General features: G+C 60.1%; 22 protein-coding genes. 17 read left to right on the top strand and 5 right to left on the bottom strand.

The features are described from left to right. The first annotated feature begins 245 nt into the window (after positions 1-245). The 5 genes from rpsP to DLD99_RS05480 all read left to right on the top strand — a co-directional run bounded on the left by rpsP (position 246) and on the right by DLD99_RS05480 (position 2,695). Positions 246-497 (top strand): 30S ribosomal protein S16, encoded by a 252-nt coding sequence (gene rpsP / locus DLD99_RS05460; RefSeq protein WP_003198088.1) that lies wholly within the window; start codon positions 246-248, stop codon positions 495-497. Between the two features lie 5 nt (positions 498-502). Continuing rightward, positions 503-1,039: a ribosome maturation factor RimM gene (rimM, locus tag DLD99_RS05465; protein ID WP_085711646.1), complete on the top strand. Its 537-nt coding sequence runs from the start codon at positions 503-505 to the stop codon at positions 1,037-1,039. Between the two features lie 44 nt (positions 1,040-1,083). Continuing rightward, positions 1,084-1,794: a tRNA (guanosine(37)-N1)-methyltransferase TrmD gene (trmD, locus tag DLD99_RS05470; RefSeq protein ID WP_240789116.1), complete on the top strand. Its 711-nt coding sequence runs from the start codon at positions 1,084-1,086 to the stop codon at positions 1,792-1,794. 45 nt (positions 1,795-1,839) lie between these two features. Further along, positions 1,840-2,190 carry a 50S ribosomal protein L19 gene (gene rplS, locus DLD99_RS05475; RefSeq protein ID WP_009047143.1) on the top strand — a complete coding sequence of 117 codons (351 nt, stop codon included), beginning with the start codon at positions 1,840-1,842 and terminating at the stop codon, positions 2,188-2,190. 91 nt (positions 2,191-2,281) lie between these two features. Continuing rightward, positions 2,282-2,695 (top strand): acyl-CoA thioesterase, encoded by a 414-nt coding sequence (locus DLD99_RS05480; protein ID WP_114881518.1) that lies wholly within the window; start codon positions 2,282-2,284, stop codon positions 2,693-2,695. A 117-nt stretch (positions 2,696-2,812) separates the two neighbouring features. On the opposite strand, the gene DLD99_RS05485 is transcribed toward DLD99_RS05480, so the two are convergent. Beyond that, positions 2,813-4,621 carry a cation:proton antiporter gene (locus DLD99_RS05485; protein WP_114881519.1) on the bottom strand — a complete coding sequence of 603 codons (1,809 nt, stop codon included), beginning with the start codon at positions 4,619-4,621 and terminating at the stop codon, positions 2,813-2,815. A gap of 108 nt (positions 4,622-4,729) precedes the next feature. Between DLD99_RS05485 and xerD the strand changes: the two genes are divergently transcribed. The 7 genes from xerD (at position 4,730) to DLD99_RS05520 (ending at position 11,876) form a co-directional block, all read left to right on the top strand. Beyond that, on the top strand, positions 4,730-5,626 hold the full coding sequence (xerD, locus tag DLD99_RS05490; protein ID WP_114881520.1) for a site-specific tyrosine recombinase XerD: 897 nt from the start codon (positions 4,730-4,732) through the stop codon (positions 5,624-5,626). Between the two features lie 141 nt (positions 5,627-5,767). Further along, complete coding sequence (dsbC, locus tag DLD99_RS05495) at positions 5,768-6,499, top strand: bifunctional protein-disulfide isomerase/oxidoreductase DsbC (RefSeq protein WP_085711641.1); 732 nt, start codon at positions 5,768-5,770, stop codon at positions 6,497-6,499. Positions 6,500-6,630: 131 nt separating this feature from the next. After that, entirely contained in the window at positions 6,631-7,935 is a 1,305-nt protein-coding gene (locus DLD99_RS05500) for a homoserine dehydrogenase (protein ID WP_011332618.1), read from the top strand. Between the two features lie 66 nt (positions 7,936-8,001). Next, complete coding sequence (thrC, locus tag DLD99_RS05505) at positions 8,002-9,411, top strand: threonine synthase (protein WP_114881521.1); 1,410 nt, start codon at positions 8,002-8,004, stop codon at positions 9,409-9,411. A gap of 119 nt (positions 9,412-9,530) precedes the next feature. After that, positions 9,531-10,904: a transporter substrate-binding domain-containing protein gene (locus DLD99_RS05510; protein WP_114881522.1), complete on the top strand. Its 1,374-nt coding sequence runs from the start codon at positions 9,531-9,533 to the stop codon at positions 10,902-10,904. Positions 10,905-11,022: 118 nt separating this feature from the next. Continuing rightward, the gene (locus DLD99_RS05515; RefSeq protein WP_114881523.1) at positions 11,023-11,430 is read left to right on the top strand and encodes a response regulator; all 408 of its coding nucleotides are present in this window, start codon (positions 11,023-11,025) and stop codon (positions 11,428-11,430) included. A 164-nt stretch (positions 11,431-11,594) separates the two neighbouring features. Then, positions 11,595-11,876, top strand: coding sequence for a DUF3509 domain-containing protein (locus DLD99_RS05520; RefSeq protein ID WP_114881524.1), 282 nt, complete (start codon positions 11,595-11,597; stop codon positions 11,874-11,876). A gap of 173 nt (positions 11,877-12,049) precedes the next feature. Here DLD99_RS05520 and DLD99_RS05525 read toward each other — a convergent pair whose 3' ends face one another. Together DLD99_RS05525 and DLD99_RS05530 are read right to left on the bottom strand one after the other, a co-directional pair. Then, positions 12,050-13,030 carry a TIGR02285 family protein gene (locus DLD99_RS05525; RefSeq protein ID WP_114881525.1) on the bottom strand — a complete coding sequence of 327 codons (981 nt, stop codon included), beginning with the start codon at positions 13,028-13,030 and terminating at the stop codon, positions 12,050-12,052. Continuing rightward, on the bottom strand, positions 12,957-14,156 hold the full coding sequence (locus DLD99_RS05530; RefSeq protein ID WP_114881526.1) for a CaiB/BaiF CoA transferase family protein: 1,200 nt from the start codon (positions 14,154-14,156) through the stop codon (positions 12,957-12,959). Before DLD99_RS05530 ends, DLD99_RS05525 begins: the two co-directional genes overlap by 74 nt. Before the next feature lie 146 nt (positions 14,157-14,302). On the opposite strand from DLD99_RS05530, the gene DLD99_RS05535 reads away from it, so the two are divergent. From DLD99_RS05535 to DLD99_RS05550, 4 genes are all read left to right on the top strand, one after another. Continuing rightward, entirely contained in the window at positions 14,303-14,845 is a 543-nt protein-coding gene (locus tag DLD99_RS05535) for a YaeQ family protein (protein WP_007954646.1), read from the top strand. 54 nt (positions 14,846-14,899) lie between these two features. Continuing rightward, a complete protein-coding gene (gene recJ / locus DLD99_RS05540; protein WP_114881527.1) occupies positions 14,900-16,609 on the top strand; it encodes a single-stranded-DNA-specific exonuclease RecJ in 1,710 nt (569 codons plus the stop codon). A 282-nt stretch (positions 16,610-16,891) separates the two neighbouring features. After that, complete coding sequence (locus DLD99_RS05545; RefSeq protein ID WP_114881528.1) at positions 16,892-17,998, top strand: NADH:flavin oxidoreductase/NADH oxidase; 1,107 nt, start codon at positions 16,892-16,894, stop codon at positions 17,996-17,998. A 91-nt stretch (positions 17,999-18,089) separates the two neighbouring features. Further along, positions 18,090-18,623: a GNAT family N-acetyltransferase gene (locus tag DLD99_RS05550; RefSeq protein ID WP_114881529.1), complete on the top strand. Its 534-nt coding sequence runs from the start codon at positions 18,090-18,092 to the stop codon at positions 18,621-18,623. A gap of 121 nt (positions 18,624-18,744) precedes the next feature. Here the strand turns inward: DLD99_RS05550 and DLD99_RS05555 are convergent, their stop codons facing one another. Further along, on the bottom strand, positions 18,745-20,373 hold the full coding sequence (locus tag DLD99_RS05555; protein ID WP_085711631.1) for a glucan biosynthesis protein D: 1,629 nt from the start codon (positions 20,371-20,373) through the stop codon (positions 18,745-18,747). 403 nt (positions 20,374-20,776) lie between these two features. Between DLD99_RS05555 and DLD99_RS05560 the strand changes: the two genes are divergently transcribed. After that, on the top strand, positions 20,777-20,962 hold the full coding sequence (locus DLD99_RS05560; RefSeq protein WP_039769577.1) for a hypothetical protein: 186 nt from the start codon (positions 20,777-20,779) through the stop codon (positions 20,960-20,962). Between the two features lie 55 nt (positions 20,963-21,017). Here DLD99_RS05560 and DLD99_RS05565 read toward each other — a convergent pair whose 3' ends face one another. Then, the gene (locus DLD99_RS05565) at positions 21,018-21,503 is read right to left on the bottom strand and encodes a BRO-N domain-containing protein (RefSeq protein WP_114881530.1); all 486 of its coding nucleotides are present in this window, start codon (positions 21,501-21,503) and stop codon (positions 21,018-21,020) included. Positions 21,504-21,946 lie beyond the last annotated feature (443 nt).

Below are 21,946 nucleotides of genomic sequence, written 5' to 3' on the forward strand. Positions count from 1 at the left end.
AACTCGCCGGTCGTCGCACCGGCGCAGTCCCGCATGGATGCGGGATTCACAGCAAACCCGCATTCGGCGGGAGCTGACAGGCCGTTTTTATTGACGGCTCTACCGCAAATCAGCACGGCATGCCATAGGCGCCGGAAAAAGTCATTTGCAAAAGTCCGGATATTCCTTAGAATATGCGGCCTTTCGGGCACCCATGCCCGCTGTGCATTTAGATTTGCAGCACCGACTACAGGAACGATGTTCACATGCTAACAATCCGTCTTGCCCTTGGCGGCTCCAAAAAGCGCCCGTTTTACCACCTGACCGTAACCGACTCCCGCAACCCGCGTGACGGTTCCCACAAAGAACAGGTTGGTTTCTTCAACCCTGTTGCCCGTGGTCAGGAAGTTCGTCTGTCCGTGAACCAAGAGCGCGTAGCCTACTGGCTGAGCGTTGGTGCACAGCCTTCTGAGCGTGTTGCTCAGTTGCTGAAGGAATCGGCTAAGGCTGCGGCCTGAGCAATATGAACGCGACGCCTGCTGTTGCCGATGATTTGATCGTTATTGGCAAAATTTATTCTGTTCACGGCGTTCGCGGCGAAGTGAAGGTTTATTCCTTTACTGATCCGACTGAAAACCTGTTGCAGTACAAAACCTGGACGCTCAAGCGCGAAGGCAATGTCAAACAGGTCGAGCTGGTCAGTGGACGCGGGAGCGACAAGTTCCTGGTCGCAAAGCTCAAGGGTCTTGATGATCGTGAAGAAGCTCGTCTTCTGGCCGGTTACGAGATCTGTGTGCCGCGCAGCCTGTTCGCTGAATTGACCGAAGGCGAGTACTACTGGTACCAGCTGGAAGGTCTGAAGGTCATCGATACGCTTGGGCAACTGCTCGGGAAAATCGATCATCTTCTGGAAACCGGCGCCAATGATGTAATGGTAGTCAAGCCTTGCGCTGGCAGCCTGGATGATCGCGAACGCCTGTTGCCCTATACGGAGCAATGCGTGTTGGCAGTCGACCTCGCAGCGGGCGAGATGAAGGTGGATTGGGACGCGGACTTCTAAGCGTGGCTAACTTGCGCGTAGAAGTGATCAGTTTGTTTCCCGAGATGTTTTCCGCCATCGGCGACTACGGCATCACCAGTCGAGCGGTCAAACAGGGGCTCTTGCAGCTGACCTGTTGGAATCCGCGGGATTACACGACGGATCGGCATCACACTGTGGACGATCGCCCGTTTGGCGGTGGTCCGGGCATGGTGATGAAGATCAAGCCCCTGGAAGATGCTCTGGTTCAGGCCAAGGCAGCAGCCGGGGAGGCGGCGAAGGTGATTTACCTGTCCCCCCAAGGCCGTCAACTGACTCAGTCGGCGGTACGCGAACTGGCGAAATCGGATGCATTGATCCTGATTGCCGGTCGCTATGAAGGCATTGACGAGCGTTTTATTGATGCTCATGTCGATGAAGAGTGGTCGATTGGGGACTATGTCCTGTCTGGCGGCGAGCTGCCGGCGATGGTCCTGATAGATGCGGTTACACGACTGCTGCCCGGAGCTTTAGGGCATGCGGACTCCGCGGAGGAAGATTCCTTCACGGATGGTTTGCTGGATTGCCCGCACTACACCCGACCGGAGGTGTATGCGGATCAGCGTGTTCCCGACGTATTGCTAAGTGGCAATCACGCACACATCCGGCGTTGGCGTTTACAGCAGTCCCTTGGTCGGACCTATGAACGACGCGCCGATCTTCTGGAAAGCCGCTCGCTTTCTGGAGAAGAGAAGAAGCTGCTCGAGGAATACATCCGCGAGCGGGACGATAGTTAACAACGTATCGATGGTAGATCCGACGATTTACCTTAGGAGCACAGCATGACCAACAAAATCATCCTTGCACTCGAAGCAGAGCAGATGACCAAAGAGATCCCAGCCTTTGCCCCGGGCGACACCATTGTCGTTCAGGTGAAAGTGAAGGAAGGCGATCGTTCCCGTCTGCAAGCGTTCGAAGGCGTTGTAATCGCCAAGCGTAACCGCGGCGTGAACAGTGCGTTCACCGTTCGTAAAATCTCCAACGGTGTTGGCGTAGAACGTACTTTCCAGACCTACTCCCCGCAGATCGACAGCATGGCTGTCAAACGTCGCGGTGACGTACGTAAAGCCAAGCTGTACTACCTGCGCGACCTGTCGGGTAAAGCAGCTCGCATCAAGGAAAAACTGGCTTAAGTCCAGCTTCCGATGCAGAAAAAAGCAGCCTACGGGCTGCTTTTTTGTTGTCCGCAATTTATCCACAGCACCATTGCTTCAGGCCGTACCCATGACATCTCGCGAGCAAGAAATCGAACGCCGCACCGAACTCTCGGTGACCCGCGTGACCAAGGCGGTTTTCCCGCCGACCACCAATCACCACAACACCCTGTTCGGCGGCACCGCGCTGGCCTGGATGGATGAAGTGTCGTTCATCACCGCCACGCGTTTCTGCCGTCTGCCGCTGGTGACGGTCTCCACCGACCGGATCGATTTCAACCATGCGATCCCGGCAGGTTCCATCGTCGAGCTGGTCGGGCGGGTGATCAAGGTCGGCAACACCAGTCTCAAGGTCGAGGTGGAAGTGTTCGTTGAAAGCATGAGCTGCGACGGTCGTGAAAAGGCGATTCACGGGCAATTCAGCTTTGTTGCCATTGATGATGACAAGCGGCCAGTGCCCGTGCTGCCGGGCTTCGCGGCCTGACCCGGCACCGAGCCACGGCATTCGCGGGCAAGCCCGCTCCCACAGATTTTGTGTTGTCCGCTGATGTCGTGTTCGACACGGACACTGTGGGAGCGGGCTTGCCCGCGATTTGATCTATCAGGCGCTGACACTTTCCGGTTGAATCAACGCCAGCAACGTCCACCCCGGCCCCGGTTTCAGCACGGTCTCCGGCGTCACCACATGCACCCAGCCACTGTCATCGCGCATGAACAGCAGAGTCGCGCGGTTGCCATGCAGCGCCCGGTAATCGTCCCAGCCAAACCCGTCCGTCAGCGTCGTGCTGTACAGATCGGCGCCCTGGCCCAACTGGCTGGCCAGCCTGGCGTAAGTCAGCACCTCGCTCCCCAGTTGATTGCCACGATGCTCCAGGCTGGCGCGGTGCTTGTCGCTGCGCCGGCTTTCGTGACCGCTGGCCAGTCCGAACAGGCGCTGATGGCCAAAGTCATGTCGAAAGCGCATGGCTGCCAGCGTATTGAGTTCACCGGACGGTGACAGCGCCAGCAAGTGTCCCAGCCCGACCAGATCCAGATGCGCATCCGCGTGCTGCGAGGCCGGATTACCGAAGTAGGTCGGCAAACCATCCATGCGCGCCGCCCGAATGTTTTCCCAACTCGAATCCGTGAGCAGCACCCGGCTGCCCAGTTGTTGCAGCGACTTGCCCAGCAGGCGAGCCGGACCGTTTGCACCAACAATGAGGAAGCCGCTGGGTGCCGGCTCCGCTACTTTCAACAGACGCGCCAGTGGCCGGGCAGTCGCGCTTTGCAGCACGACGGTGCCGATGATCACGGCGAAGGTCAGCGGCACCAGCAACAGCGCGCCTTCATGGCCTGCTTCATCCAGGCGAATCGCAAAGATCGCCGAGACTGCCGCCGCGACGATCCCGCGCGGGGCGATCCAGCACAACAATGCACGCTCACGCCAACTCAGGCTCGAACCCGCGGTACTCAAGACCACGTTCAGCGGTCGGGCGATCAGCTGGATCACCAGCAACAAAATCAGCACCAGCGGTCCGAGACCTATCAGCGCGTTCAGGTCCAGCCGCGCCGCCAGCAGAATGAACAGCCCGGAAATCAGCAGAACGCTGAGGTTTTCCTTGAAGTGCAGAATGTGCCGCACATCCACGCCTTTCATGTTCGCCAGCCACATGCCCATCAGCGTCACCGCCAGCAGCCCGGATTCGTGCATGGTCTGGTTGGCGGCGATGAATATCCCCAGCACCGCGGCGAGCGATGCCAGATTGTGCAAATACTCCGGCAGCCATTGACGCCGAATGATCGTACCGAGCAGCCAGCCACCGGCGATGCCGAACGCGCTGCCGCAGACAATCACCCCGCCGAACGTGAGCAGGCTCTGTTCCAGGCCATGGCCTTCGGTCCGGGCAATGATGAAGCTGTAGACCACCACCGCGAGCAGCGCGCCGATCGGGTCGATCACAATCCCTTCCCAGCGCAGGATGTTGGCGATCGAAGCCTTCGGTCGTACCACGCGCAGCATCGGTACGATCACGGTCGGGCCGGTCACCAGGGTCAGGCTGCCAAACAGGATGGCGAGCAGCCAGTCGAAGCCCAGCAGCCAGTGAGTCGCGACCGCAATCACTGTCCAGGTCGAGAGCGCGCCGAGGGTCACCAGCCGATGCACGACGCTGCCGATCTCGCGCCACTCCGACAGGTGCAGGGTCAGACTGCCCTCGAACAGGATCAGCGCCACTGCCAGTGACACCAGCGGCATCAGCAGCGGACCGAACATTTCCTGCGGGTCGAGCCAGCCCAGCACGGGGCCGGCGAGAATGCCGGTCAGCAGCAGAAACAGAATCGCCGGCAACTTCAGCCGCCACGCCAGCCATTGGCAGCCCAGAGCGGCAGCGCCGATACCGCCGAAGGCCAAGAGAATTTGCTGCTCGTTCATTGAAGCTCCCTGTTCCTTGAAATAGCGGGCTATGAAAGACTAGCGAGCCTTTCAACCGTTCACTGTTTATTTGCGCGTCGTGCCTGTGCCGGCGCGCCCAGAGTGCCCATGCCCGCCATCGACCACCCGCTGATTGACCAATTCCTCGATGCCCTGTGGCTGGAGAAAGGCCTGTCCGACAACACTCGCGATGCCTACCGCAGCGATCTCGCGCTGTTCAACGGCTGGCTGCAGGAAAAACATCTTGAGCTGATCAATGCCGGGCGCGAGTTGATCCTCGATCACCTGGCCTGGCGTCTGGAGCAGAACTACAAACCCCGTTCCACCGCGAGATTTCTCTCGGGCGTGCGTGGCTTTTATCGCTATTTGCTGCGGGAAAAACTGATCTCGGTCGATCCGACCTTGCGTGTCGACATGCCGCAACTGGGCCGGCCGTTGCCCAAATCCCTGTCGGAAGCCGACGTGGAAGCGCTGCTGAAGGCGCCAGATTTGAGCGAAGCCATCGGCCAGCGCGACCGTGCCATGCTTGAAGTCCTTTACGCCTGTGGCCTGCGGGTGAGCGAGCTGATCAGCCTGACCCTGGAGCAGGTCAACCTGCGGCAGGGCGTGTTGCGGGTGATGGGCAAGGGCAGCAAGGAACGACTGGTGCCGATGGGCGAGGAAGCGATTGTCTGGGTCGAGCGCTACCTGCGCGACGGTCGCGGCGAGTTGCTGGGCGGGCGCCCGAGTGATGTGCTGTTTCCAAGCCAGCGCGGCGAGCAGATGACTCGCCAGACCTTCTGGCACCGCATCAAGCACCAGGCCAAGGTCGCCGGGATCGGCAAATCGCTGTCGCCGCACACGCTGCGTCACGCCTTCGCCACACACCTGCTCAACCATGGCGCGGATTTGCGCGTGGTGCAGATGCTGCTGGGCCACAGCGACCTGTCGACCACGCAGATTTACACGCACGTCGCCCGTGCGCGGTTGCAGGATCTGCATGCCAAGCATCACCCTCGCGGCTGAGCGTTCTGCCTTGCGACAGGCGCATTCGGCCACGGGAGCCTTATGTGGTAGGCTTTGCCGGTTTGCACGATGGACGGTTATGACCCGGTGTTCCGGCACGGGCGTTCTGATCGTTCCATTTGTCCGCCTTCAGGAGTTCACATGCGTCTGACCCAGATTTTCGCCGCCGCAGCCATTGCGTTGGTCAGCACCTTTGCCGTCGCCGATGATGCGGCCGACAAAGCCATCCGCCAGAGCCTGGAAAACCTCCAGCTCGACGTTCCGGTGGACACCATCACCGCCAGCCCGCTGCCGGGCCTGTACGAAGTCAAGCTCAAGGGCAGCCGCGTGCTCTACGCCAGCGCCGACGGCCAGTACATCGTTCAGGGCTACATGTTCCAGCTCAAGGACGGCAAACCGGTCAACCTGACCGAGAAGACCGAACGCCTGGGCATTTCCAAACTGATCAACGGGATTCCGGTCGCCGAGACCGTGGTTTACCCGGCCGTGGGCGAGACCAAGTCGCACATTACTGTGTTCACTGACACCACTTGCCCGTACTGCCACAAGCTGCACGCCGAAGTGCCTGAGCTGAACAAGCGCGGCATCGAAGTGCGTTACGTGGCGTTCCCGCGTCAGGGCCTGGGCTCGCCGGGTGACGAGCAACTGCAAGCCGTGTGGTGCTCGAAAGACAAGAAAGCGGCCATGGACAAAATGGTCGATGGCAAGGAAATCAAGGCCGCCAAATGCGAGAACCCGGTTTCCAAACAGTTCGCCCTCGGTCAGTCGATCGGCGTGAACGGCACGCCGGCCATCGTTTTGGCTGACGGACAAGTCATTCCGGGCTACCAGCCTGCGCCACAAGTCGCCAAACTGGCGCTGGGCGCGAAGTAATTCGCATCGTCGCGCCAAGGCGTGACGAGCGTGGCCCGGCGGCAACATGGCCGGGCCATCAATAGAGAGCCGCGATTGCGCGGTTGTTTTCACGGCCGGCCTCGCGTCGGCCGTTTTATGGGGAGTTCACAGTGAAACCGGTCAAAGTAGGCATCTGTGGGTTAGGGACCGTCGGTGGCGGTACCTTCAACGTACTTCAGCGCAACGCCGAGGAAATTGCTCGTCGTGCCGGGCGTGGAATCGAAGTGGCACAAATTGCCATGCGCACGCCAAAGCCTCAGTTCCAGACGACCGGTATTGCGATTACCAACGATGTCTTCGAAGTGGCCACGAACCCTGAGATCGACATCGTCATAGAGCTGATGGGCGGCTACACCGTTGCCCGCGAGCTGGTACTCAAGGCCATCGAGAATGGCAAGCATGTGGTCACCGCGAACAAGGCTCTGATTGCCGTTCACGGTAATGAAATTTTCGCCAAGGCTCGCGAGAAAGGCGTGATCGTGGCGTTCGAAGCGGCGGTAGCCGGCGGCATTCCGGTGATCAAGGCGATCCGTGAAGGCCTGTCCGCCAACCGTATCAACTGGGTCGCCGGCATCATCAACGGCACCGGCAACTTCATCCTCACCGAAATGCGCGAGAAGGGTCGCACCTTCGAAGACGTGCTGGCCGAAGCGCAGGCGCTGGGTTACGCCGAAGCCGATCCGACGTTCGACGTCGAAGGCATCGACGCCGCGCACAAGCTGACGATCCTGGCGTCCATCGCGTTCGGTGTTCCGCTGCAGTTCGACAAGGCCTACACCGAAGGCATCACCAAGCTGACCACCGCCGACGTGAACTACGCCGAAGCGCTGGGCTACCGCATCAAGCACCTGGGCGTGGCACGCAGCACCGCCGCGGGTATCGAGCTGCGCGTGCACCCGACGCTGATCCCGGCCGATCGCCTGATCGCCAACGTCAACGGTGTGATGAACGCGGTGATGGTCAACGGTGACGCTGCCGGTTCGACCCTGTTCTACGGCGCCGGCGCCGGCATGGAGCCGACCGCGTCGTCGGTGATCGCCGATCTGGTGGACGTGGTTCGCGCCATGACCTCCGACCCGGAAAACCGCGTGCCGCATCTGGCCTTCCAGCCGGACTCGCTGTCGGCCCATCCGATCCTGCCGATCGAAGCCTGCGAAAGCGCCTACTACCTGCGCATCCAGGCCAAGGACCATCCGGGCGTACTCGCTCAGGTGGCGAGCATCCTCTCGGAGCGCGGCATCAACATCGAGTCGATCATGCAGAAGGAAGTCGAGGAACACGACGGTCTGGTGCCGATGATCCTGCTGACCCATCGCGTGCTGGAGCAGCACATCAACGATGCGATCGCCGCCCTTGAAGCCCTGGCGGGCGTGGTCGGTCCGGTCGTGCGGATCCGTGTCGAGCACCTGAACTAAGCCGATCTCCTTCACAGGGCCCGTCTGCGGGCCCGGTGTTGTGAACACTGTCCATTGGAGTCAGTCATGCGTTACATCAGTACCCGCGGCCAGGCACCGGCCCTGAATTTCGAAGACGTCTTGCTGGCCGGTCTTGCCACCGACGGCGGTCTGTACGTCCCGGAAAACCTGCCACGTTTCACTCAGGAAGAAATCGCTTCCTGGGCCGGCCTGCCGTATCACGAGCTGGCTTTCCGCGTCATGCGCCCGTTCGTCACCGGCAGCATTCCGGACGCCGATTTCAAAAAGATTCTCGAAGAAACCTACGGTGTGTTCGCCCACAACGCGGTTGCGCCACTGCGTCAGCTGAACGGCAACGAATGGGTCATGGAGCTGTTCCACGGCCCGACCCTGGCGTTCAAGGACTTCGCCCTGCAGTTGCTCGGTCGCTTGCTCGACTACGTGCTGGAAAAGCGCGGCGAGCGCGTTGTCATCGTCGGCGCCACCTCCGGTGACACAGGCTCGGCCGCCATCGAAGGCTGCAAGCACTGCGAAAACGTCGACATTTTCATCCTGCACCCGCACAACCGTGTGTCCGAAGTGCAGCGTCGGCAGATGACCACCATCCTCGGCGAGAACATCCACAACATCGCCATCGAAGGCAACTTCGATGACTGCCAGGAAATGGTCAAGGCCAGCTTCGCCGACCAGAGCTTCCTCAAGGGCACGCGTCTTGTGGCGGTGAACTCGATCAACTGGGCGCGGATCATGGCCCAGATCGTTTACTACTTCCACGCAGCGCTGCAACTGGGTGGCCCGGCTCGCTCGGTGTCGTTCTCGGTACCGACCGGCAACTTCGGCGATATCTTCGCCGGTTACCTGGCGCGCAACATGGGCCTGCCGATCAACCAGTTGATCGTCGCCACCAACCGCAACGACATCCTGCACCGCTTCATGAGCGGCAACCAGTACGTTAAGGAAACCCTGCACGCCACGCTGTCGCCGTCGATGGACATCATGGTTTCGTCGAACTTCGAACGCCTGCTGTTCGACCTGCACGGTCGCAACGGCGCGGCGATTGCCGGCCTGATGGACTCGTTCAAGCAGGGCGGCGGTTTCAGCGTCGAACAGGAACGCTGGACCGAAGCCCGCAAACTGTTCGACTCGCTGGCCGTGGACGACGCGCAAACCTGCGAAACCATCGCCGAAGTCTACGAGCAGACCGGTGAAGTGCTGGATCCGCACACCGCCATCGGCGTGAAAGCCGCTCGCGAATGCCGTCGCAGCCTGGATATCCCGATGGTGATCCTGGGTACGGCGCATCCGGTCAAGTTCCCGGACGCGGTGGAGAAAGCCGGCGTAGGAAAAGCTCTCGAACTGCCTGCACACCTTTCTGATTTGTTTGAGAGAGAAGAGCGCTGCACTGTTCTGGCAAACGAGCTGAAAGCCGTGCAAGCCTTTGTCAGCCAGCATGGCAATCGCGGCAAGCCGCTTTAAGCCCTGAAAGCTGTCACATTTTGAAGCCCGTCTCCTGACGGGCTTTCTTGTTTTTGCATGCCACACTGCGTGTGTTTCGCCCACGAAGGACGGGCGAGTCGATGACGAAGGATGTGGCAATGCGGTTTTATTCAGGATTGAGGCCAGCGCTGAGCTGGTTGTTTTTATTGGGGCTGTCGGGGGTTCTGCAATTGACCGAGGCGGCCCATCTGACGATGCATTCAGAAGGGGCAGAGTTGAACATCCAGCCCATTGAGCTGGACGCGCAGGAGCAACAGTGGATTCGTGAAAACCCAAGGGTGACAGTCGCCTCGGTGCAGTATCCCTTGTATCTGTTTCAGGACGAACACGGTCAGTGGAGCGGCCTGAACAACGATGTGCTCAAGCACATCAGCGCCATGACCGGTTTGCAGTTCGTGCATCAGGAGTCGTTCTCCACCAACCACATGCTTGAGCGGCTCGAAAGTGGCGTCGCCGACATCAGTACCACACTGGCGATGAACGAGGAGCGCAGGCAGTTTCTCGATTTCAGCCATGCCTTTGGGGGAGCAGGGTGGGTGTTCGTCGGGCGGGCAGGTTTGCCGGCGGTGCAGTCCCTTGAAGAGCTGGAGAAACGGGTTCTTGTGCTGCCGGCCAGGCATGCGCTGGAGGACAGTATCCGACGCGACCATCCGCTGATCGAAATACGCTCGGTCAAGACCTACGCCGAGGCCCGGGCCCTAGTGGAGAGTGGCGAGGCTTACGCCACGATTGAAAACGAGATCGGTGCGCAGTTGTTTCCATCGGGCCTGCTCAAGGTCGGTGGTCTGGTGGAGGGCAAGTGGGAGGCCGATCATCTGGCGGTGCGCAAAGGCTTGCCTGAGTTGCTGAGCATTCTCAACAAAGCTCTTGGGGCCTTCTCGGCAGCCGAATTGCGTGCCATGCGTTTGAAATGGCTGGATGGCATTTCTCCCGCTCCGACGCCCTCGCTCGGAACGCGCTTGCTTGAGTGGGGGTGTTGGGGCATGGGCGTGCTCGGAGTGTTCGGCCTGTTTTTGCTGCTATGGAGTCGCCGGCTCGCTGTCGAGATCAAGCAGCGACGTGAGGTGGAGAAGGATCTGGGCGATCAGCTGGCTTTTCAGCATGCGTTGATCGATGCCATGCCGGACCCGGTGTTCGTGCGTGACCTGCAGGGGCGCCTGATCATGTGCAATCGCAGTTATGAAGAGGCGCTCGGCGTGCGTCTTGAACAGGTGCAGGGGCGGACGCTGTGTGAGCTCGACGTGCTTCCGCAAGCCACGGCATTGATGCTTCATGATGAGTTCATGGTGCAGCTGCGCACCCGCAAGACACGCTTCAGCAGACGGCATCTGATGTTCAAGGGCGGTTCTCGGCAGGTCTATCAGTGGACGGTACCTTTTTACGGTGCCGATGGGGCGCTGCGCGGTTTGCTGGGGGGCTGGACGGACATCATTCAGAGGCAGACCGATAGCGGGTGTCGATGTCTGCGTTGAAGATAGGAAATGTCCTATAAAACCTGGCTACTTTTCTGATGGGAGGCTTAGGACGACTGCCCTAGAGTGACAAGCCACTGCGGCGAGAAACCGCGATTGTCGTGCAAGAGGTTGTCCAATGCGCTCGCTCAAAATCCTGCTTCTCGAACCCGACCCGTTTCAACTGATGGCGTTGCACCAGATGCTCAACGCCATTGGAATCTACGACGTGTTGACCGCGCCTTCGCTGGGAGCGGCAAAGCGCTCGCTGGATCGTCGGGGGGCTGTCGATATCGCCATTTGCAATCCGCAGCTCAAAAATGGTGAGGGGCTGGCACTGATCAACCATCTGGTTGCCCGACGGGATGCTCGATCGTTGATTCTGCTGGGGGTGGTCGCTCCCAGCGTACTGGCCGACCTGGAATCTTTACTGGAGGAGAGCGGGGTACAGCTCCTGGGCAGACTGTATACGCCGGTTTCGGCGGTGCTGATGCGCAATCTGCTCGATCGCTATCTGTCGTCGCCCCGACGTTCGGTCAGCGCCTGAAGCCATCGGTTATTTTTCTGTCATCTTCTCCATGCATGCTCCGACAGGTCGGTGACGCTCTCGCAGAGGCCGCCGATATGCAGAACTTTCTTCTCGGGCCGGTGGTCATTTACTGTGGACACGCCCCAGGCACAATGTTTTCGGACTATTGAGTGGAGATCGAGATGGAAAGTATCAGTCTATTGCTCGGTGAGGCTCTGAGCCCGTATCAGGTAACGCTGACCCCTCGCGGTCTGCAGGGCGAATGCCTGGTGACACTGAAGAACGGCAGTGGCGCCATCGTGGTGGAACGCGAATTCAATAGGGCGCAGTTGAGCGACAAGCGCCAGCTGACGGACGTGGTCGATGGCTTGCATCGCGACATCCTGATCGCCGAAGGCCGGCTGGAACCCTGTGTGATCGCTGCATTGCGCAACGTTGCCCGCGACAAGCACCCGGTACTCTGAAACTGATGGGTCTCTTGTGGGAACCTTCCTGCATCCAGGTCAGTCAGACCCCATAACAGCAGGATCAAGCATTGTGCTCCGGTGCTTGTCGCTTGCTGCTACGGGTCTTTGATACAGACCACGTTTAACCCCGAGTCGTCTCCCCACTTCTCGGGGTTTCTTTTGTCCGGGATTTACTGCGCGGCCTGCTGCTGGAAGAAAACCCGTGCCTGCTCCAGATAGTCCGGACGCATTTCAGGGTCGAGCCATTCGGCGTATAGCTGGTTCAGGTGTTCGTGGGGCAGGGTGCGCAGCAAATGATCGATTTCGCGGATCGCCTGGCGACCCTGGGTGGTATCGGTGCAGCCGACATGGCTCGAGATGTACTTGTCCGCACCGTGAACGGGGAAAAACTCCAGTTCGTCTTCAGCGATCTGAACCTGACGCGCCTGGTAGCGGATTTCCGGCCAGTAACCCAGCACCGCTTGCAGCCGACCCAGTCGCTGCATCGACAGCAGACTGCTGAGGGCATCGTTGCCATAGTGCGGCGTCAGCGAGCCACTGGGTGCCTGGCGCAGCAGCTTGTCGACGTATTCGCCATAACTGCGCTCGGCCACCACCCCGACTTTTCTCTCGCCGTTGGCCAGGTACGCCGACAGATCGACCTGGTCCTCGACCAGAAAAGGCTCCAGCATTTCGCGATCTTTGCGACGAACCACCAGACCATTGCTGACTGCGCGAAAAGCAGGGATGGAGAATGCAATCCACTGCGCCCGCTCCCTGTTCCAGAGCAACGACGGATCGCAGGCAAACGGATGTTCATGGAGCATCTGGAGGCCCCGGGCGCGGTTGACCCGCATCAGGGTGTGTTCATATTGCGGCATGCCGGCTATCAGCATCGGCATCAGTTGATCGATGACGCCCTGGCCCTTTTTCGGGCCTTCGAGAATGGTCAGCGGCGGCAGGTCACGCAACAGCCAGATCAGCGTTGGCTTGGCCTGCGCCCAGGCTGGCAACACCAGCAGAAAAAGCAGGCCGAACAGCCGCCACGTCCACCAGTGGCGGGCGCGGTTGGAGGCTGAGGCCGGTCGGCGTTTCAGCTCAGATGGCTCCGTCTTCGCGCAGCCGGGCGATCTGCTTCTCGTCGTAGCCAAGATCGTGGAGTACCTGCGCATTGTGTTCACCGAGCTGCGGTCCGACCCATTCGGACGTGCCGGGTGTCTCAGAGAGTTTCGGCACGATGCCGGGCATCTTGAAAGGTTTGCCGTCCGGCAGGTTGGCGTGCAGGAACATTTCCCGGGCCAAATACTGCGGATCGTTGAACATGTCTTCGGCGCTGAAGATCCGGCTGGCCGGGACTTCGGCCTGGTTCAACAGGTCCAGCACGGTTTGCAGCGGCAGCGAATTGACCCAGCGATCGATCACGCCGTACAACTCGTCACGGCGGGTGTCGCGCCCGTCATTGCTCGCCAGTGCAGGGTCGTTCGCCAGATCCTCGCGACCGATGATCAGCATGAAACGCTTGAAGATCGCATCGCCGTTGGCGCCGATCTGCACGTGTTTGCCGTCGGCACTGGTGTGAATCGACGACGGCGTGATGCCTGGCATGATGTTGCCGGTACGCTCACGAATGAAACCGAAAACGTCGAACTCCGGCACCATGCTTTCCATCATGGCGAAGATCGCTTCGTACAGGGCCACATCGACCACCTGGCCGAGGCCACCGTTGACCTCGCGATGACGCAGGGCCATCAATGCGCCGATCACGCCCCACAAGGCCGCAATCGAATCGCCGATGGAAATCCCGGTGCGCACTGGCGGGCGGTCTTCGAAACCGGTGATGTAGCGCAGGCCGCCCATGGATTCGCCGACTGCACCGAACCCCGGCTGATCCTTCATCGGTCCGGTCTGGCCGAAACCGGACAGGCGCACCATCACCAGCTTCGGGTTCAGCGCGTGCAGGGTTTCCCAGCCCAGGCCGAGTTTTTCCAGCACGCCGGGGCGGAAGTTCTCGATCAGGATGTCGGCTTCACCCAGCAGTTTTTTCAGGATCGCCAGGCCGTCCGGGTGTTTCAGGTTCAGCGTCAGGGACTTTTTGTTGCGAGCCTGGACGAACCACCACAACGAAGTACCTTCATACAGCTTGCGCCACTTGCGCAGCGGATCACCGCCGTCCGGCGATTCGATCTTGATCACTTCGGCACCGAACTCGCCGCAAATGCGCGAGGCAAACGGCCCGGCAATCAAGGTACCCAATTCAATGACTTTCAGACCGCTGAGCGGTTTGTTGGCGAACGGCATGCGAAATCCTGTAGGACAAGGCTGAGCAGATACAGCGTTTTAACATAGCCGGCTGTCAGTCGCGCAAGGTTGATCGCCATCAATTCGTGGATTGCCTACAGCATCGGTTAGACTTGCCGACTTTCCTCGTATCAAGAAGCCCGTTCATGGCCCAGCCGTCCACTACCTACAAATTCGAACTGAACCTCACCGATCTTGACCGCAGCGTCTACGAGAACGTGAAGCAGACCATCGCCCGTCACCCTTCGGAAACCGAAGAACGCATGACCGTACGCCTGCTGGCCTACGCGCTCTGGTACAACGAGCAACTGTCGTTCGGTCGTGGTCTGTCGGATGTCGATGAACCTGCGTTGTGGGAAAAGAGCCTGGACGACCGTGTCCTGCACTGGATCGAAGTCGGCCAGCCAGATGCTGATCGCCTGACCTGGTGCTCCCGTCGCACCGAACGCACCAGCCTGCTGGCCTACGGCAGCCTGCGCGTCTGGGAAGGCAAGGTGATCCCGGCGATCAAAAACCTGAAGAACGTCAACATTGCCGCTGTCCCGCAGGAAGTGCTGGAAACCCTGGCCCAGGACATGCCCCGCGTCATCAAGTGGGACGTGATGATCAGTGAAGGCACGATCTTCGTCACCGATGATCGCGGCCAGCACGAAGTCCAGCTCACCTGGCTGCAAGGCGAGCGCGGCTAAGTCCGCGTTACTCCCGAAAAATCCCACGTATTCAAGAGAAGCTTCTGTCACCCCATGCGTATCGATCCTCGCCCGTTGCCCGCCACTCTGCCGTTTCTCGGTGAACTGCCACCCCTGCTGACCCGCCTGTACGCGGCGCGGGGCGTGCAGTCCGAGGCGGAGCTGGACAAGAGCCTGGCGCGGTTGATTCCGTTCCAGCAGCTCAAGGGGATCGATGCGGCGGTGGACCTGCTGGTGACGGCGCTGGAGCAGCGTCAACGGATTCTGATTGTCGGTGACTTCGACGCCGACGGCGCGACGGCCAGCACCGTGGGCGTGCTTGGCTTGCGCCTGCTGGGCGCGGCGCACGTCGATTATCTGGTGCCGAACCGCTTTGAATACGGCTATGGTCTGACCCCGGAAATCGTCGAAGTCGCGATGACCCGCGAGCCGCAACTGTTGATCACCGTCGACAACGGCATTTCCAGCGTCGAAGGTGTGGCGGCCGCGAAACGTCACGGCCTGAAGGTCTTGATCACCGACCACCACTTGCCCGGCGATGAGCTGCCGCAGGCCGATGCGCTGGTCAACCCGAACCAGCCTGGCTGCGAGTTTCCGAGCAAGGCACTGGCCGGTGTCGGGGTGATCTTCTATGTGTTGATGGCGTTGCGTGCGCGTCTGCGCAGCCTCGGCTGGTACGAGAGCAAGACACAGCCGAACATTGGCGAACTGCTGGATCTGGTGGCGCTGGGCAGCGTTGCCGACGTGGTGCCGCTGGATGCCAACAACCGGATTCTGGTGCACCAGGGCCTGGAGCGGATTCGCGCCGGGCGTGCGCGGCCGGGGATCAAGGCGATTCTTGAAGTGGCCAAGCGTGATGCCTCACGCATCACGTCCACCGACCTCGGCTTCATCGTCGGCCCGCGCCTGAACGCGGCGGGGCGTCTGGATGACATGAGCCTGGGCATCGAATGCCTGCTGACCCACGACGCTGCGTTGGCCCGGGAAATGGCCGCGCAACTGGACGGCATGAACCAGGATCGCAAATCCATTGAGCAGGGCATGCAGCGCGAGGCGCTGGCCCAGCTCAAGGACTTGCCGGTCGAGTCGATGCCGTTCGGTCTTTGCCTGTTCGATCCGGAATGGCACCAGGGTGTGATCGGTATTCTGGCTTCGCGGATGAAAGAGCGATATTTCCGCCCGACCATCGCCTTTGCCGACGCTGGCGACGGTTTGCTCAAGGGCTCGGGGCGTTCGGTGCAGGGTTTCCATATTCGCGATGCGCTGAGCGTGGTCGCGGCGCAGCATCCGGATCTGATCGCCAAGTACGGCGGCCACGCGATGGCGGCCGGCCTGACCTTGCCGCAGGAGAATTTTCCGTTGTTCGCCGAGGCCTTCGACGCCGAGGTGCGCAGGCAGCTTCGCGAAGAAGATCTGACCGGGCGCCTGCTGTCGGACGGCACCTTGGCTGTTGAAGAATTTCATCTGGAGCTGGCCCGCGCCCTGCGCCATGCCGGGCCGTGGGGGCAGCATTTTCCGGAGCCGCTGTTTCATGGCGTGTTCCAGTTGGTCGAGCAGCGAGTGGTCGGCGAGCGGCACCTGAAAGTGGTGCTGAAAACCGAATGCGGTTCGGTGAAGCTCGACGGCATCGCGTTCGGCATCGATCGCGATATCTGGCCGAACCCGACGATCAAATGGGTTGAACTGGCCTACAAACTTGATCTCAACGAATTTCGCGGCAATGAAACCGTGCAATTGATGATTGCCCACATCGAACCGCGTTGACCCTTTCGCGAGCAAGCTCGCTCCCACAGGTACGCTCTTGTCCTTGTGGGAGCGAGCTTGCTCCGGGCGGCGTTCCGACGAAAGCGGACTTACACACACAGAATCACTCTGAACCCTCCCTCATCCCCGGATGTCGACTAGGCTCTAAGCACTGCTTGATTGGCCTTGTGACGTCTTGTCGAATTTTTTGCCCGCGGGGGCGGGTGCTGCACCTTTTTCCTGTCACTCGTCGACTTTTCAAACAGAACCCTGGAGCCTGCCCACTGATTTGAGAGGTGCCCCATGAGTCTGCTGCTTGAACCCTTTACCCTTCGCCAACTGACCCTGCCCAACCGCATCGCCGTGTCGCCCATGTGCCAGTACTCGAGCGTCGATGGCCTGGCCAACGACTGGCATCTGGTGCACCTCGGCAGCCGGGCCGTGGGGGGCGCGGGCCTGGTGTTTACCGAAGCCACAGCGATCACGGCTGACGGGCGGATCACCGCCGAAGACCTGGGCCTGTGGAACGACGAACAGATCGCACCGCTGCAACGCATCACCCGATTCATCAACGCGCAAGGCGCAGTGGCCGGCATTCAACTGGCCCACGCCGGGCGCAAGGCCAGCACCCATCGGCCGTGGATCGGCAAGCATGGCAGCGTCAAACCGGATGACGGCGGCTGGACCCCGGTCGGGCCTTCGCCGATTGCCTTTGACCCGCAACACACCCAACCCAAGCAACTTGATGAGGGGCAGATCGCCCAGGTCATTCAGGACTTCGTGTCAGCAGCCAAACGCGCGCTTACCGCCGGTTTCAGTGTGGTCGAGGTGCATGCGGCGCATGGTTATCTGCTGCACCAGTTTCTCTCGCCGCTGAGTAATCAGCGTCGTGACCAGTACGGCGGTTCGTTCGAAAACCGCATTCGTCTGGTGCTGCAAGTGACCGAGGCGGTACGTGCCGTGTGGCCGGAAGAACTGCCGGTGTTTGTGCGCCTGTCGGCGACCGACTGGGTCGAGGACGGCTGGAACCCCGATGAAACCGTGGAGCTGGCGCGACGCCTGAAAACCCTCGGCGCGGATCTCATCGACGTGTCGTCTGGCGGTACCGCAGCGAACGCGGAAATTCCGGTGGGACCGGGTTATCAGACGCGCTTCGCCGAACGGGTGCGCAAGGAGTCAGGCATTGCCACCGGCACCGTGGGAATGATTACCGAGCCTGCGCAAGCCGAGCACATTTTGCGAACCTGTCAGGCCGACATCATCTTCCTCGCCCGTGAGCTGCTGCGTGATCCGTACTGGCCGCTGCATGCCGACGATGATCTGGGCGGTCGTAAAGCGGTGTGGCCGGCGCAGTATCAACGTGCGACCCATCGGGATCAGCCGATTCACGAGTCTGATCTGCGGGATTGATTCCGACCCGCCGCACAGCCTATAAAACCCGCCATTGAACCGGCGGGTTTTTTCTTGTCTGCCGTCCGGAATCGCAAGGGAATGGACTGCAATGTTGATCGAACGAGCGCTGACTGAATCCGACTTGCCACTGCTGGCGCTGATCGACCGAAGTGAGTTGGTCGAGGAATGTTATCGCGTGGAGAACGGTGAGTTGATTCTGTATCCAGCGCGTTTTGACATGCGTGGCTGGCCCGAAGGGGAGGCGGAGGAGAATGCGCGGGTATTGGAAAAGTGCTGGCGCAGCGGCGGCTGGCTACACGGCCTTTTCGATGGCGAAACACTGGTGGCGGCAGTGGTTGTGGATAACCGGGTTATTCACAATCAGGGCCTGAAGATGCGGCAGTTGAAGTTCCTGCACATCAGCCGTGCCTGGCGCGGGCAGGGATTGGGCGGGCGCTTGTTTGCCCTGGCTTGCGAGCATGGCCGAGAGGTTGGCGCCGAGGCGTTGTATGTCTCGGCGACCGAGTCGCGAAATACCGTGGAGTTCTATCAGCGCCAGGGTTGCCGGTTGCTGGCGCAACCGGACCCCGAGTTGTTTGCACTCGAGCCTCACGATATCCACTTTTACTGTCGCCTGGACTGACGCCATCGCGAGCAAGCTCGCTCCCACAGGTTTTCGGTCGTTCACAAACACTGTGATCAATCGATATCCATGTGGGAGCTGGCTTGCCAGCGATGAGGCCCGATCTGACGCCAGAGAATCATCAAGGATACTTGCGCTTGTCCGGCGCTGGCGGGAAGTACTGGTACAACCAGGTTTCGCTCAGCGTGCGGTCGTTGGTGCGGATGAACAGGCGCAGCTCCACGGGATCGACGCTGTCATTGGTCGGGTACCAGTCGAACAGGATCCGGTAGCCCTTGATGTCATCCAGCACCAGCACGCTGAAGTCCTGCACCTTGCCGTTGGAGCAAGTCACCACCGGTTCGATCCCGGTGCCCTGCGGCAGGCGATCCAGACCGCCACCGGTAAAGTCCACGGCAAAACGACGGGCCCAGACCGGCGGGTAGTGCTCGCCCGGTGCCCAGCCTTCGACAAATCCACCCATGCCCGAGCGAGTTGCATGCACTCGTGCCAGTGGCGTGCCGACCGGCGGCAAGGCGCTCCAGTAGAGCTTGTAGCCGTAATTCAGCGAGTCGCCGGCGGCCACAGGCTTTTTCGGCGTCCAGAACGCGACGATGTTGTCGAGGGTCTCGCCGGTTGTAGGAATTTCCAGCAGATCGATGGAGCCTTCGCCCCACGCGGTCGTAGGTTCTACCCACAGGCTCGGCCGCTTGCTGTACCAGTCGACGGTATCCTGATAGTTGGCGAATTCGTGGTCGGTCTGCACCAGACCGAAACCCTTCGGATCGGTGTCGGCGAAAGCGTTGAATTGCAGGGTCGCCGGGTTGTTCAGCGGGCGGCAGATCCACTCGCCGTTGCCGCGCCACATGGCCAGACGATCCGAGTCATGGATTTGCGGGTGAATGGTGTCGCACATCCGGCGCTCGTGGGTGCCGCAACTGAACATGCTGGTCATCGGCGCGATGCCCAGCTGTTCGATGGCGGTGCGGGCATTGATGTGGGCATCGACTTCCATCACCACGCGCTCGGCCTGGCAATCGATGTCGAAGCGATAGGCGCCGGTCGCACTCGGCGAGTCGAGCAGGGCGTAGACCACGAAGCGGGTCGCGTTCTGATCCGGAGTCTCGAACCAGAACTTGGTGAAGTCAGGGAATTCTTCGCGTTTCTTGGCGTAGGTGTCGACGGCCAGGCCACGGGCGGAGAGGCCATATTGGCCAGTGGCATCCACCGCGCGGAAGTAGCTGGCGCCGAGGAACGACACCACGTCATGCCGATCCAGTTCCGGCGCCTTGAACAGCTTGAAGCCGGCAAAACCCAGGTCGCCCTTGAGCTGCTGGGTGTCGACCGAGGTGTTTTCGTAGTTGAACAGTTGAGGGCGGAAATGCACCTCGCGGGCTGTGCGAGTCTTGGGATCGACGCTGTACATACGCACCGGCTGGCGGAAACCCATGCCGACGTGGAAGAACTGCACGTCGAGCTGACCCTTGTTCTCCTTCCACAGCGAGTGTTCGCCGTCGTAGCGGATCGCGTTGAAGTTCTGCGGGGTCATGGTCGCCAGGGTCGGCGGCAGCACCTGCTTGGTGTCCTGATACGCGCTGCCGGCCAGTTGCTTGGCCTGGCGCTTCAGCGTTTCGAAGTCGAAGGCCTGGGCTTCACCGTCGGCGGCACCGCCAGAGGCGGCCCAGGCGCGGGAGGCCAGCAGGCCCGTGGCCGATAGGCCGGTATAAGCCGCAATGGCCATGGACGCTTTGAGCAAATTCCTGCGGTGCATAGATACAACCTGTCGTGGACAATCCCGCGCCGTTCCTGGCACGTACTGGATCAGAAATTACGGTTCGGACAAGCCTTCGGCCAAACGCTACGGACTAGTAACAGATGCGCGCTAGCTTAATCCGTTCGCTGATTTTGCAAAATTCCTTGATTACACGGCGACAGCGTCTCAATGAAACAAGACGTTACGGTTACTTATCCCACAGCCTTTTCTGATTTACAGGGCATATCTGCTTTTTTCGACTAATTACTCTAAAAACCACTTTTCAGCGCCGATTTAATTTCTATTCTATGGGCATGGCCGGTCTCGACCTTTCGGGCGGGCAGGGCTCGAATCGCTGCTTAAGGGAGCAGGGCGATGCGGTTTTGGAAAAATTCTGACGTACTGGAAAAGGACAACGTCCATGGCAAAAGGACAAGGCATTACCGAAATGTTGGGCATCTTTCCCTGCCTCACCAACGTCCGGCGAAGACGCCGGCTCAGTCCTGACGAACTGAAGCTGGTGGAGCGATACCGGGAGTTGTCGGAGAGCGACCGGATTGCGATGAGGTATCTGGTGGATGCGATGAGGAGTGTTTCGCGGTTTTGAAGTGAAAAACCAAAGGGGCGGACTGTGAAGTCCGCCCCTTTTTCATTCTTGAGGTTTACCGGGGACGCTGCGCCAGCATCAACTCAGGCATGTCCCGCCATTTCACCCAGGCCTGTTGTTGCCAGTGGAGCAGCGGCACGGTGACGCCGGCCCAATGCACCGAGCTCAGGCTCGGGTAGTTTTCCTCTGTTGCTGAGCTGGTTTCCCGCAGGATGGGAATCACCTCATTGCTCAGCCATTGCCGCAGATTGCGGTTTTCCGGGATGAAATGGTGCACGAGTAACGTGTACATGCCGGATTCGCTGACCATCGGTGTCTCGACAACTTTGCCGTACTTGCGCAGCCGGACGGTGCGGCGTTGGTCGGGGTCGAGTTTCAGGGTGACACGTGGGGTCAAGGGATGGCCCATCATGCGGCCGAGATCCTGAGCGCAGAACCAGGCTTGGTGATCGAGCAGGAGAGCATGGAGGAAGCGGTTGTGGCGGGTGAAAACCGTAGGGATAAAGTGCGTTTGGGTCTCAGGTGAGTTTTGCGCGTGCATAGTCAATTTCTACTCCATGTTGAAATGAGAGCCGCCTAATCCTTCGACAGATTTGGGAGGCGAACCGTGCGGCGTTCGAAGTCGGAACATTCTCGATCAACATGGAAGCCGAGAGGCCCGCGCCACACGGTCCGCCATAACGCGAATCCGAAAGGCAAAAAAGCCTCGGTTTCTATGGAGGACGCAGTTGCGCCATGTTGATGATGTACCGGCTTCGACCCCGGGCCGCTGATTGGGCAGCGACGGGATAAAGCCTATCGGTCAGGCGCTAGCAGCGCCAAGTCTACTCTGCCGACGGATGTTGTAGGAATTGCAGCTATTTCAAGAAGGGCGGATCTGTAGGAGTTTCCTGTATTTGCCGTGAGCTTACGAAAGCTCCACTTCTCCCCGTGAGTTTCCTATATCTATCCAACTGAAACCGATTACTGCGGTGACCCGGAGCA

The sequence above is a fragment of the Pseudomonas kribbensis genome (assembly GCF_003352185.1).
In the GTDB taxonomy this organism is placed as follows: Bacteria; Pseudomonadota; Gammaproteobacteria; order Pseudomonadales; family Pseudomonadaceae; genus Aquipseudomonas; species Aquipseudomonas kribbensis.